12 protein-coding genes are annotated in these 11,920 nt (G+C 57.5%); 6 read left to right on the forward strand and 6 right to left on the reverse strand.

Going from position 1 to position 11,920, the window contains the following annotated elements:
• Positions 1-191 precede the first annotated feature (191 nt).
• The 5 genes from ACO77H_RS25800 (at position 192) to ACO77H_RS25820 (ending at position 4,172) form a co-directional block, all read left to right on the forward strand.
• Complete coding sequence (locus ACO77H_RS25800; protein ID WP_170042173.1) at positions 192-857, forward strand: polysaccharide lyase family 7 protein; 666 nt, start codon at positions 192-194, stop codon at positions 855-857.
• 131 nt (positions 858-988) lie between these two features.
• Positions 989-2,218, forward strand: a complete 1,230-nt coding sequence (alr, locus tag ACO77H_RS25805; protein ID WP_432754723.1) for an alanine racemase — start codon at positions 989-991, stop codon at positions 2,216-2,218.
• Between the two features lie 318 nt (positions 2,219-2,536).
• Positions 2,537-2,794: a hypothetical protein gene (locus ACO77H_RS25810; RefSeq protein ID WP_169953636.1), complete on the forward strand. Its 258-nt coding sequence runs from the start codon at positions 2,537-2,539 to the stop codon at positions 2,792-2,794.
• A gap of 374 nt (positions 2,795-3,168) precedes the next feature.
• Positions 3,169-3,438: a hypothetical protein gene (locus ACO77H_RS25815; protein ID WP_169953634.1), complete on the forward strand. Its 270-nt coding sequence runs from the start codon at positions 3,169-3,171 to the stop codon at positions 3,436-3,438.
• A 272-nt stretch (positions 3,439-3,710) separates the two neighbouring features.
• Entirely contained in the window at positions 3,711-4,172 is a 462-nt protein-coding gene (locus tag ACO77H_RS25820) for a hypothetical protein (protein ID WP_170057599.1), read from the forward strand.
• A 119-nt stretch (positions 4,173-4,291) separates the two neighbouring features.
• On the opposite strand, the gene fba is transcribed toward ACO77H_RS25820, so the two are convergent.
• The 6 genes from fba to tkt form a co-directional block, all read right to left on the reverse strand.
• On the reverse strand, positions 4,292-5,356 hold the full coding sequence (fba, locus tag ACO77H_RS25825) for a class II fructose-bisphosphate aldolase (protein ID WP_029297347.1): 1,065 nt from the start codon (positions 5,354-5,356) through the stop codon (positions 4,292-4,294).
• 279 nt (positions 5,357-5,635) lie between these two features.
• Positions 5,636-5,971, reverse strand: a complete 336-nt coding sequence (locus ACO77H_RS25830; RefSeq protein WP_169953630.1) for an MliC family protein — start codon at positions 5,969-5,971, stop codon at positions 5,636-5,638.
• Between the two features lie 60 nt (positions 5,972-6,031).
• Entirely contained in the window at positions 6,032-6,253 is a 222-nt protein-coding gene (locus ACO77H_RS25835) for a hypothetical protein (protein ID WP_169953628.1), read from the reverse strand.
• A 29-nt stretch (positions 6,254-6,282) separates the two neighbouring features.
• On the reverse strand, positions 6,283-7,446 hold the full coding sequence (locus ACO77H_RS25840) for a phosphoglycerate kinase (protein WP_057440234.1): 1,164 nt from the start codon (positions 7,444-7,446) through the stop codon (positions 6,283-6,285).
• Entirely contained in the window at positions 7,443-8,528 is a 1,086-nt protein-coding gene (gene epd / locus ACO77H_RS25845; RefSeq protein ID WP_169953624.1) for an erythrose-4-phosphate dehydrogenase, read from the reverse strand. Before epd ends, ACO77H_RS25840 begins: the two co-directional genes overlap by 4 nt.
• Before the next feature lie 122 nt (positions 8,529-8,650).
• Positions 8,651-10,648, reverse strand: coding sequence for a transketolase (gene tkt / locus ACO77H_RS25850; RefSeq protein WP_169953622.1), 1,998 nt, complete (start codon positions 10,646-10,648; stop codon positions 8,651-8,653).
• A gap of 273 nt (positions 10,649-10,921) precedes the next feature.
• Between tkt and ACO77H_RS25855 the strand changes: the two genes are divergently transcribed.
• Positions 10,922-11,917, forward strand: coding sequence for an ArsR/SmtB family transcription factor (locus ACO77H_RS25855; protein ID WP_170057597.1), 996 nt, complete (start codon positions 10,922-10,924; stop codon positions 11,915-11,917).
• Positions 11,918-11,920: the final 3 nt, after the last annotated feature.

Below are 11,920 nucleotides of genomic sequence, written 5' to 3' on the forward strand. Positions count from 1 at the left end.
GCCACACAACCGACTAACGGTCAGCGCCTACAGCCCACGGACTACGGGAAAGATGGCTTTTTGACAGACTATTGACGCCAATAAACCGCCTAAAACTTGTTAACAAACAGTTACCAGCCGCTTATAAAGAACGCGCCAATCCACGGGCCAAAGCCTTTTGACCCTTCTTTCGTACAGTAAAGGCGCACCCCATGATTGATCTGTCCACCTGGAACCTGAGCATCCCTGTTGGCACCCCGCCAGCCACCATCGACACCCCCAAGCTGCTCAGTGGTTTCAAAGGCAAATACTTCCAGGCCGAAGGCAGCAGCGTGCAATTCTGGTCCCCGGTGACCGGTACCCGTACCGAAAACGCCATCTACCCGCGCAGCGAACTGCGGGAAACCTATGCCGACGGCCGGCTGCGCAACTGGACCTATCCCGAAGCCGACAATTACCTGCGTGCCACCCTGGCCATCAACCAGGTGCCCTCTTCGGGCAAGATCGTGATCGGCCAGATTCACGCCTATGACAGCCAGAAACCGCTGGTCAAAGTCGAATACCAGTACAAGGAAAAAACCCAGACCGGCAACATCGTCGCCAAGGTGCGCATGCGCCCGGACGACAGCAAGGGCCGGGTAATTATCGTGGCCGAGAATGTGCCCCTGGGGCGCAACTTCACCTACGTCATTCACCTGAACAAGGCTGGCTTGTTGAGCATCGAGGCGGCCAACGGCCAATGGAACGAACGCCTCGGCGCGGCCTGGGGCAAAAAGCCGTTGTACTTCAAGGCCGGTGTGTACGTGCAAGACAACAGTGGCGACAGCAAAGAGGGCGGCAAAGTGACGTTTGCCAAGCTGGATATCGATCACAACTGACAGTCTGATCATTCTCACGACGCTTTAGGACAGAACCGCGACCCTGGGTCTCGACTTTCTTGTAGGACAATTCGAGTATGGCGCCGCGCACGCGCAATGCTTACCTATAAGAAAGTCATGGAGACTCATCAATGCCCTTCAATCGCACCCTACTCGCCCTGTCCATGGGCATGGTTCTGCTGCAAAACCCGGCCTTCGCGGCCCCGCCGTTGTCGATGACCGACGGGGTGGCCCAGGTCAATATCCAGGACAGCAACGCCTGGGTTGAGATCAGCAAAGCCGCGTTTGAACACAACATCCGCACCCTGCAAACCAGCCTCGCCGACAAGTCGAAAATCTGCGCCGTGCTCAAGGCCGACGCCTACGGCCACGGCATTGGCCTGCTGATGCCATCGGTGATCAAGCTCGGCGTGCCTTGCGTGGGCGTGGCCAGCAATGAAGAAGCCCGCGTGGTACGCGAAAGCGGCTTCAAGGGCCAACTGATCCGCGTGCGCACCGCCGCCCTCAGCGAACTGGAAGCGGCGCTGCCGTACAACGTCGAAGAGCTGGTGGGCAACCTCGACTTCGCCGTGCGCGCCAGCCTGATCGCCGAGCATCACGGCCGCCCGCTGGTTGTGCACCTGGGCCTGAACTCCAGTGGCATGAGCCGCAACGGCGTGGAAATGACCACCGCCCAGGGCCGCCGCGACGCCGTAGCCATCACCAAGGTGCCAAACCTGGAGGTGAAGGCGATCATGACCCACTTCGCCGTCGAAGACGCCGCCGACGTACGCGCCGGCCTCAAGGCCTTCAACGAGCAGGCCAACTGGCTGATCAACGTCGCCCAACTGGACCGCAGCAAAATCACCCTGCACGCCGCCAACTCCTTCGCCACCCTGGAAGTGCCCGAGTCCCGCCTGGACATGGTGCGCCCTGGCGGCCTGCTGTTCGGCGACACCGTGCCGTCGTTTACCGAATACAAGCGGGTGATGCAGTTCAAGTCCCACGTGGCCTCGGTCAACAGCTACCCCAAGGGCAACACCGTCGGCTATGACCGCACCTACACCCTGGCGCGTGATTCGAAACTGGCAAACATCACCGTGGGCTATTCCGACGGCTATCGCCGGGCGTTCACCAACAAAGGCATCGTGCTGATCAATGGCCATCGCGTGCCGGTGGTGGGCAAGGTGTCGATGAACACGCTGATGGTGGATGTGACGGACGTGCCGACCGTGAAGAGCGGCGATGAGGTGGTGTTGTTTGGCAAGCAGGGGAATGTGCAGACGACCCAGGCGGAGGTAGAGGATATTAACGGGGCGTTGTTGGCGGACCTTTATACGGTGTGGGGTAATTCCAATCCCAAGGTTCTGGTCGATCAATAAACTACAGCAACCCTGTGGGTTGATACTTTCAAATCCTGCCCACAAAAAACCCGCATCTCTGCGGGTTTTTTATTAATACCTAAAGCTTAGTTAACCCTGTTATTAATTTTAAATACCACTTCAAATTTACCGCTCTCACACAACTTACATTTCCTAATAACAACCATTCCAAAAAAATCTAAAAAACTGTCATTTCTTACAGATGAAAGCAACAGTTAACGCCCCTATCATTCTCCTCGCACCACCCAGGAAGGGTGAAGCTGGAAACCGGGATTTATCTAATTCACCCACCAACTTTATTTAATAAAGGAATATGCAATGACCATTTCAATCAACTATGCACAAAGCACTTCAACCGGGACCATTACCGTCGGTGGTACAGGCGCAGCACCAAATACTGTTCTAAACGTACAGCAAGCCAACACCGGATATCTCTATGGGCAAATGACCTCAAGTTATGATGGTAGTTTTGCTGGAACATTTGCAGGTGTACCTTCAGGCACACGACAAGACTTGACGATCTACGATACAACCATCGGTCGATACACGCCTTACTATTATGTAGACGTCCGATAAGAAGCATCCCTCTGAGCACTATAAAAGCAACCGAAGGAAGCTTGCTCAAACATCGCTACAAAAAAGCCCGCGTCGCTGCGGGCTTTTTCCATTGAGGATAAAGGGGACGGATCTTTTTTGGCACCATTTTTACTGCTATACGTCTACCCGATTACACGGGCGTGGGAGGATCGATGCCCAATCTGGCCAGAGTTGCATTGCCTAAAAACCCGCATCAGATGGTCCAGCGCAGCCATAACAAACAGATCTTATTAACCACAAGTGCAATCACGAAAAAATATAAAAAAGCCACCAATACTGTGAGATTTCACAGTAGAGACAGTTATAAAAAAAAACTACCTTAAGGACTCAGATCAATCCAGATGAGAAAAATCATGAAAAACTCAATCCTTACGAAGTTATTAAATTCAGGAAAAAACCTCACCCCGGCAGCTTTCCTTGCTTGCACCCTAGCGGTGTCTGCTCCAGCCCATGCACAGGAGGATACATACATATGCAATATATCGTTACCTGGCAACCCAATTTCAACTGTCAAAGCAACGTCTGCAAGTGAGGCAGAAAAAAAAGTAAAAGCGGAAATGGCGGGCACCGCCCAAAAAATTTACGGCATAACATCCCTTAATGTTACTTGCGTAAAAAAGTGAACAAGCCATAACGATAAAGAGGGTAAAGGGGACGGATCTGTTAGATTCCATAGAGTACTGACGCCCCATAAGGGTGGGTTAGTTAAATAGATCTGTCCCCATTATCGATATTCTTCCATTTTATCCTCAATAGCGAAAGAGTCTAAAGACTGCAGCTTTTGACAGGTTTAACTTGGTTTTTGTTGGTTTATTTTTGTTGTGTGGTCTTTGGTGATTAAGGATGAGCCACAAAGTGTGTTTATTTCGCTAAAATTTAGGTGAGGTTTAAAGTCATGGAATATAATTTTGTACAAGCACCACATGTAGGCACTGCAACTGCAAGGGCTTTGGCTCACCGGGACTTTCTTAAAAATCCTGAAGACTCGACAAAGAAACTTTTTATATCTCTTGGGGGTTGGACACCGGAAGACCCTTTATCTTATGAAGAGACACAAGTGCTTCAGCAGCATGACCAACAATGGGCTGAATTTACTAATCATCATTACTTCTTTGAAGAAACCATCTCAGATGCTCAAAGAATCAGTTATATAGTCGGGCATCGCGGTGGAGACGAGTTTCCAGGCGTTACAGGCGCCGCTAATTATGAGGAACTGGCATCTGGGGTCTTGTCGCAATTAAGAGCCGGTACTTATAAACGAGGAAGTGGTGCTGCATATTCCTTGGATGATTTTGAAAAAAATGTGAAGGCGAGCAATAAAAGCAAGTTGAAATCAGGATGGTTGCGAAAAGAATGATTTTGCTGCGGTTTCGCCTTGCGTTGCCAGGTGTTTCACGCATCTATAAAAAACCCGCAGGAATCAGGCTGCGTTTTCACACAGCCTGAAGAGGCGGGTTTTTTATTAACACCTGAAGCTTAGTTAACCTTGGCGTTCAACTCACCTTTCAAGTACCGCTGGTACATCGCTTCCAACGACACAGGCTTGATCTTCGAAGCATTACCGGCAGTACCGAACGCTTCGTAACGCGCGATACATACATCACGCATCGCAGTCACAGTGGCACCGAAGAACTTACGCGGGTCGAACTCGCTCGGGTTGGTGGCCATCAGGCGACGCATCGCACCGGTGGAAGCCAGGCGCAGGTCGGTGTCGATGTTGACCTTGCGCACGCCGTGCTTGATGCCTTCGACGATTTCTTCAACCGGTACGCCGTAGGTTTCTTTGATGTCGCCGCCGTACTGGTTGATGATCGCCAGCCACTCTTGCGGTACCGAGGAAGAACCGTGCATCACCAGGTGGGTGTTGGGGATGCGTTTGTGGATTTCCTTGATGCGGTCGATGGCCAGTACGTCGCCAGTCGGTGGCTTGGTGAACTTGTAGGCGCCATGGCTGGTGCCGATGGCGATGGCCAGGGCATCGACCTGGGTGCGCTTGACGAAGTCAGCGGCTTCTTCGGGGTCGGTCAGCATCTGGCTGTGATCCAGCACGCCTTCGGCGCCGATGCCGTCTTCTTCACCGGCCATGCCGGTTTCCAGGGAACCCAGGCAGCCCAGCTCACCTTCTACCGACACACCGCAGGCGTGAGCCAGGGCGACGGTTTGTTGGGTGACACGCACGTTGTAGTCGTAGTCGGTCGGGGTCTTGCCGTCTTCACCGAGGGAGCCGTCCATCATTACCGAGCTGAAGCCCAGTTGGATCGAGCGCTGGCACACGTCAGGGCTGGTGCCGTGGTCCTGGTGCATGCACACCGGGATGTGTGGGAATTCTTCGATTGCCGCAAGGATCAGGTGACGCAGGAACGGCGCACCGGCGTATTTGCGGGCACCGGCCGAAGCCTGGACGATCACTGGGGAGTCGGTCTTGTCAGCGGCTTCCATGATGGCGCGCATCTGCTCAAGGTTGTTGACGTTAAAGGCTGGGACGCCGTAGCCGAACTCGGCTGCGTGGTCCAGCATTTGACGCATGCTGATAAGTGCCATTGTGTTGTCTCTCCCGGTCGAGGGTCGTTAATCGTGCAAGCCTGCCGTAGCGGCGGCTGCTATTCAAGTTATTGCAGATCAAGGCGTTGAGCCTTGGCCTGCTGAATCGTTATTGCTACTGGGGCTGACCCAAATTCCAATCTGGAACCGAATCATGTGGGAGCTGGCTTGCCTGCGATCGCGGTGTGCCAGACACCGAATTCGCCAACTGCGCCACCGCTTTCGCGGGCAAGGTCGCTCCCACATTTGGATATCATTTATGTTGAGACCGTGTTCTTTCTATTGGGCCTTGCAGCCCCGGCCGATCAAATCATCGGTGGCCACCCAGTAAACCAGGCCTTCCTCACCTTTGGTGTGAAACGCCAGCCGTTCATTGCTGTACAGCGCGCCGGAGGCCGCCACGTCTTCCTTGAGGCGATAGACCTGGTCGGAGCCGCCGAGGCGCACATCCACCTGCTTGTGGTCGGTATCGACAAACCGCCAGTTCACCTGGGCCTGGCTGTCGCATACCCAGGTGGTCCATGGTGCTTGCTGCGGTTGTGCCTTGTTGAACATGTTCAGGTTGGCACAACCGGCCAGTAGAGCCAGTGCTGCCAGGGCGATAACGCCTTTCATTGCCAATCCTCGAACGGCGGCCTGGGGCCGCCACTGCTGTCGGTTAGTGAATCAGACCCATCAAGGGCAACCCTGTTCCTTACCTTTGGGCGGGGAGTCGTATTTCTCCAGCCCGTCGGGCCCTATGCGCTTGCTGATCACCGGCATGGTTTCAGCCTGCCAGTCGGCCTGGTAGCAGCCCTTGTGCGGCGCAGCCCCCGGTGCCTCTGGCGGCGCCTTGGGCGCGCTGCCGCAGCCGGCCAACAGGCCTGCTGCAATCACCAGCGCGAATGGCTTGATCATGGGAATGCTCCTTTTCCAGACCGCAGGCCTCAGCCCTTGGCTCGACTTTCCAGCACTTCAACGGCTGGCAGCACCTTGCCTTCGACGAACTCAAGGAACGCGCCACCACCGGTAGAAATGTAGGAGATCTGCTCAGCAACGCCATATTTATCGATGGCCGCCAGGGTGTCGCCACCGCCGGCAATGGAGAATGCCGAACTTTCGGCAATTGCCTTGGCCAGCACTTTGGTGCCGTTGCCGAACTGGTCGAACTCGAACACACCCACCGGGCCGTTCCACAGGATAGTCCGGGAGGCTTTCAGCAGCTCAGCGAAGTTCGCAGCAGTTTGTGGGCCGATGTCCAGGATCATGTCGTCTGCCGCCACGTCGGCGATCAGCTTGACGGTCGCTTCGGCGCTTTCAGCGAATTCCTTGGCCACTACCACGTCCACCGGCAGTGGCACGCTGACCTTGGCCGCGATGGCGCGGGCAGTGTCCAGCAGGTCCGGCTCGTACAGGGATTTGCCTACCGGATGGCCAGCAGCCGCCAGGAAGGTGTTGGCAATGCCGCCGCCAACGATCAACTGGTTGCAGATCTGGCTCAGGCTGTTGAGCACGTCCAGCTTGGTCGACACCTTGGAGCCCGCCACGATGGCGGCCATTGGCTGGGCCGGTGCGCCCAGGGCCTTGCCCAGTGCGTCCAGCTCGGCAGCCAGCAACGGGCCAGCAGCGGCCACCTTGGCGAACTTGGCTACGCCATGGGTCGAACCCTCGGCGCGGTGCGCGGTGCCGAACGCATCCATCACGAACACGTCACACAGCGCAGCATATTGCTGGGCCAGTTCGTCGCTGTTCTTTTTCTCGCCCTTGTTGAAACGCACGTTTTCGAACAGCACGATGTCGCCGGCCTTGACGTCGACGCCGCCCAGGTAATCAGCCACCAGCGGCACTTCGCGGCCCAGGGCCTTGCTCAGGTAATCGGCTACAGGCTTGAGGCTATTTTCGGCGGAGAACTCACCTTCGGTCGGACGACCCAGGTGGGAGCAGACCATTACGGCCGCGCCTTTTTCCAGGGCCAGCTTGATGGTCGGCAGCGAGGCAAGGATGCGCGCATCGCTGGTGACCACACCGTCCTTGACTGGGACGTTGAGGTCTTCGCGGATCAGTACGCGCTTACCTTGCAGATCGAGGTCGGTCATCTTCAACACGGTCATGGTCGCAGTTCCTGAATTGCTTGATTTTGAAAGGCTGATTTTGCAGAAGCGATGTGCAGATAATGTTCCGCAACATCCAGCATGCGGTTGGCAAAGCCCCATTCGTTATCGAACCAGGCCAGGATATTCACCAGCCTCGGGCCGGAAACACGGGTCTGGCTGGCATCGACGATGGCCGAATGCGGGTCATGGTTGAAATCACAACTGGCGTGGGGCAACTCGGTATAGGCCAACAGGCCTTTGAGCGGGCCGCTGGTGGCGGCGTCGCGCAAGATCCGGTTGACCTCGCCGGCGTCGGTGTCGCTGACGGTTTGCATGGTGATATCCAGGCACGACACGTTCACCGTCGGCACGCGCACTGCTTTGGCCTGGATTCGCCCGGCAAGTTCCGGCAGCAGGCGTTCGATACCGCGGGCCAGGCCGGTGGACACCGGAATCACCGACTGGAACGCCGAACGGGTGCGGCGCAGGTCTTCATGGTGGTAGGCGTCGATCACCGGCTGGTCGTTCATCGCCGAGTGAATGGTGGTGATCGACACATATTCCAGGCCAATCGCCTGGTCCAGCAGACGCAACAGCGGCACGCCGCAGTTGGTGGTGCAGGAGGCGTTGGACACCAGCAACTCGTCACCGGTCAGGCAGTCCTGATTGACGCCGTAGACGATGGTGGCGTCGACATCCGCCTCGCTGGCCATCGGCTGGGAAAACAGCACGCGCGGCGCACCGGCGTCGAGGAATCGCTGGCCATCGGCACGGGTGTGGTAGGCACCGGAGCATTCCAGCACCAGGTCGACGCCCAGCGCCGCCCAGTCGATGCCCTCGGGCGTGGCACTGCGCAAAACTTTCACGCAGTTGCCATTGATATGCAGACAATCGCCGTCGATCCGCACTTCGCCGGGGAACCGGCCGTGGGTGGAGTCGAAGCGTGTCAGGTATTCGATGCTGGCCATGTCGGCCAGATCGTTGATTGCGACAATTTCAAACCCGGCCGCCGCCCCTCGCTCGAACAGCGCACGCAAGACGCAACGACCAATCCGGCCGTAGCCGTTGAGTGCAACTTTGTAGGGACGGGGTTCAGGCATGGGGTTCTCGATCAATATGTTCCATCGCTATCGCGGGCAAGCCCGCTCCCACATTAGACCGCGATCCAAATGTGGGAGCGGGCTTGCCCGCGATGGCGCCAGTACAGACAACGCAGACTGACTTAGTCTTCCAGCAGCTCTTCAGCCTGACCCAGGATGTTTTCCAGGGTGAAACCGAACTCTTCGAACAACGCTGGCGCCGGCGCCGACTCACCATAGGTAGTCATGCCGATCACGCGACCTTCCAGGCCCACGTACTTGTACCAGTAGTCGGCGTGCGCCGCTTCAATGGCGATACGCGCGCTGACCTGCAACGGCAGGACCGATTGCTTGTAGTCCGCGTCCTGGGCTTCGAACACGCTGGTGCACGGCATGGACACAACGCGCACGTTACGGCCTTGGGCAGTCAGCTTGTCGTAGGCCTGAACGGTCAGGCCCACTTCGGAACCGGTGGAGATCAGGATCAGCTCCGGCTCGCCGATGCAGTCCTTGAGCACGTAGCCACCACGGCTGATAGCGGCGATCTGCGCGTCGGTACGCGCCTGGTGCTGCAGGTTCTGGCGGGAGAAGATCAGCGCCGAAGGGCCGTCCTTGCGCTCGATCGCGTGCTTCCAGGCCACGGCCGATTCCACTGCGTCGGCTGGGCGCCAGCAATCCAGGTTCGGCGTGGTACGCAGGCTGGTCAGTTGCTCGACCGGCTGGTGCGTCGGGCCGTCTTCGCCCAGGCCGATGGAGTCGTGGGTGTAGACGTGGATCACGCGCTTCTTCATCAGCGCCGCCATGCGTACGGCATTGCGTGCATATTCCATGAACATCAGGAAGGTCGCGCCGTAAGGCACCAGGCCGCCGTGCAGGGCAACGCCGTTCATGATGGCGCTCATGCCGAACTCGCGCACGCCGTAGTACATGTAGTTGCCGCTGGCGTCTTCAGCCGAGACACCTTTGCAACCTTTCCACAGGGTCAGGTTGGAACCGGCCAGGTCAGCCGAACCGCCAAGCAGTTCAGGCAGCAGTGGGCCGTAGGCATTCAGCGCGTTCTGGCTGGCTTTACGGCTGGCGATGGTTTCGCCTTTGGCGGCCACTTCTGCGATGTACTCGTCGGCCTTGGCCGAGAAGTCCAGCGGCAGGTCGCCATTGAGGCGGCTCATCAGCTCATTGGCCAATGCCGGGAATTGGGCGGCGTAGGCTTCAAAACGCTGGTCCCACTCGGCTTCAGCGGCGCGGCCGGCTTCCTTGGCATCCCACTCGGCGTAGATATCAGCCGGGATTTCGAACGGGCCGTAGTTCCACTTCAGCGCTTCGCGGGTCAGGGCGATTTCCGCGTCACCCAGTGGGGCGCCGTGGCAGTCTTCCTTGCCTTGCTTGTTCGGCGAACCGAAGCCAATGGTGGTCTTGCAGCAGATCAGCGTCGGCTGCTCGCTTTTGCGCGCCGTTTCGATGGCCGTCTTGATCTCTTCCGGATCGTGGCCGTCAACATTGCGGATGACCTGCCAGTTGTAGGCTTCGAAACGCTTTGGCGTGTCGTCGGTGAACCAGCCTTCGACTTCGCCATCGATGGAGATGCCGTTGTCATCGTAGAAAGCAATCAGCTTGCCCAGGCCCAGGGTACCTGCCAGGGAACTGACTTCGTGGGAAATGCCTTCCATCATGCAGCCATCACCCAGGAACACATAGGTGTGGTGGTCGACAACGTTATGGCCTGGACGGTTGAACTGCGCCGCCAGGACTTTTTCGGCCAGGGCGAAGCCCACGGCGTTGGCCAGGCCTTGGCCCAGGGGACCGGTGGTGGTCTCGACGCCAGGGGTGTAGCCGAATTCCGGGTGGCCCGGGGTGCGGCTGTGCAGTTGGCGGAACTGCTTGAGGTCGTCGATGGACAGGTCGTAGCCGGTCAGGTGCAGCAACGAATAGATCAACATCGAGCCATGGCCGTTGGACAGCACGAAGCGGTCACGGTCGGCGAACGAGGGGTTGCTCGGGTTGTGTTTCAGGTAATCACGCCAAAGTACCTCGGCGATATCCGCCATGCCCATCGGGGCACCGGGATGGCCGCTGTTGGCTTTTTGCACGGCATCCATGCTGAGGGCACGAATGGCGTTGGCACGCTCACGACGGCTGGGCATCGCTGATCTCCTGAGGATATTGAATCGAGAGTGAATAAAAGAAACGGAAAAAAGGACCGGCATTTTCCCTCAGCCAAGGCCTTAGGGGCAATGACAGATACCGACATATGTAGGTTTTTCCTGTGGTTTGGACTGCATTGGCAGCAAGAACACTTCCCGCCGTTCGTCTAAAGGTTATAGCGCCTGCTTATAACCACCGATTATCGACCAATATCAAAACTTTTTGATATTGGCCTTGCGAGGATTTGACCTCATCACTAGACTGCTGGCCTTATGAACTTACCTGCGCCTTCCATTCGCCCCGACGACTGCGATGAGCTGGCGGCCCTGTGCAAGGCCGGCGGAGATCCGCTGCGCCTGAATGTACTGCGCGCCCTGGCCAACGACTCGTTTGGCGTATTGGAACTGGCACGGATCTTTGCCATTGGCCAGTCCGGCATGAGCCATCACCTGAAAGTGCTGGCCCAGGCCGACCTGGTGGCCACCCGCCGTGAAGGCAACGCGATTTTTTACCGTCGCGCCCTGCCCCACACCGACTTGCTGGGTGGCAAGCTGCACGCTGCATTGCTCGACGAAGTGGACAACCTGGCCCTGCCGGCTGACGTCCAATCGCGGATCGCACAGGTCCACGGGCAACGCGCCGCCGCCAGCCAGGACTTTTTCTCACGGGTGGCGGACAAGTTTCGCGCCCAGCAGGACCTGATTGCCGGGCTGCCTCAATACCGCGAAAGCGTGTTGGCGCTGCTCGACAAACTGGGCTTCAGCCAGGCTGCCACGGCGCTGGAAGTCGGCCCGGGCGATGGCGGGTTCCTGCCAGACCTGGCACGCCGCTTCCACCAGGTGACGGCGCTGGACAACAGCCCGGCCATGCTGGAACTGGCGCGCCAGCTGTGCGAGCGCGAGCACTTGGGCAACGTCAGCCTGCGGCTGGCCGATGCCTTGAATGATGTAGGGCTGCAAGCCGATTGCGTGGTGCTGAACATGGTCTTGCACCATTTCGCCGCCCCGGCCGATGCCCTCAAACAAATGGCCGGTTTGCTGCAACCGGGCGGCAGTCTTTTGGTAACCGATTTATGCAGCCACAACCAGAGTTGGGCCAGGGAGGCCTGCGGTGATCTATGGTTGGGGTTTGAACAGGACGATCTGGCCCGTTGGGCCACCGCTGCGGGACTCGTTCCCGGGGAAAGCCTCTATGTAGGCTTACGTAATGGTTTCCAGATTCAGGTCCGCCACTTTCAGCGGCCAACTGGCGACACTCACCATCGGTAAATA

Source organism: Pseudomonas sp. WMBT8, assembly GCF_050916005.1.
In the GTDB taxonomy this organism is placed as follows: domain Bacteria; phylum Pseudomonadota; class Gammaproteobacteria; order Pseudomonadales; family Pseudomonadaceae; genus Aquipseudomonas.

Excerpts from the sequence above, each read along its gene's own strand:
- ACO77H_RS25800 (WP_170042173.1), top strand. The coding sequence starts at position 192 with ATGATTGATCTGTCCACCTGGAACCTGAGCATCCCTGTTGGCACCCCG.
- alr (WP_432754723.1), top strand. The coding sequence starts at position 989 with ATGCCCTTCAATCGCACCCTACTCGCCCTGTCCATGGGCATGGTTCTG.
- ACO77H_RS25810 (WP_169953636.1), top strand. The coding sequence starts at position 2,537 with ATGACCATTTCAATCAACTATGCACAAAGCACTTCAACCGGGACCATT.
- ACO77H_RS25815 (WP_169953634.1), top strand. The coding sequence starts at position 3,169 with ATGAAAAACTCAATCCTTACGAAGTTATTAAATTCAGGAAAAAACCTC.
- ACO77H_RS25820 (WP_170057599.1), top strand. The coding sequence starts at position 3,711 with ATGGAATATAATTTTGTACAAGCACCACATGTAGGCACTGCAACTGCA.
- fba (WP_029297347.1), bottom strand. The coding sequence starts at position 5,356 with ATGGCACTTATCAGCATGCGTCAAATGCTGGACCACGCAGCCGAGTTC.
- ACO77H_RS25830 (WP_169953630.1), bottom strand. The coding sequence starts at position 5,971 with ATGAAAGGCGTTATCGCCCTGGCAGCACTGGCTCTACTGGCCGGTTGT.
- ACO77H_RS25835 (WP_169953628.1), bottom strand. The coding sequence starts at position 6,253 with ATGATCAAGCCATTCGCGCTGGTGATTGCAGCAGGCCTGTTGGCCGGC.
- ACO77H_RS25840 (WP_057440234.1), bottom strand. The coding sequence starts at position 7,446 with ATGACCGTGTTGAAGATGACCGACCTCGATCTGCAAGGTAAGCGCGTA.
- epd (WP_169953624.1), bottom strand. The coding sequence starts at position 8,528 with ATGCCTGAACCCCGTCCCTACAAAGTTGCACTCAACGGCTACGGCCGG.
- tkt (WP_169953622.1), bottom strand. The coding sequence starts at position 10,648 with ATGCCCAGCCGTCGTGAGCGTGCCAACGCCATTCGTGCCCTCAGCATG.
- ACO77H_RS25855 (WP_170057597.1), top strand. The coding sequence starts at position 10,922 with ATGAACTTACCTGCGCCTTCCATTCGCCCCGACGACTGCGATGAGCTG.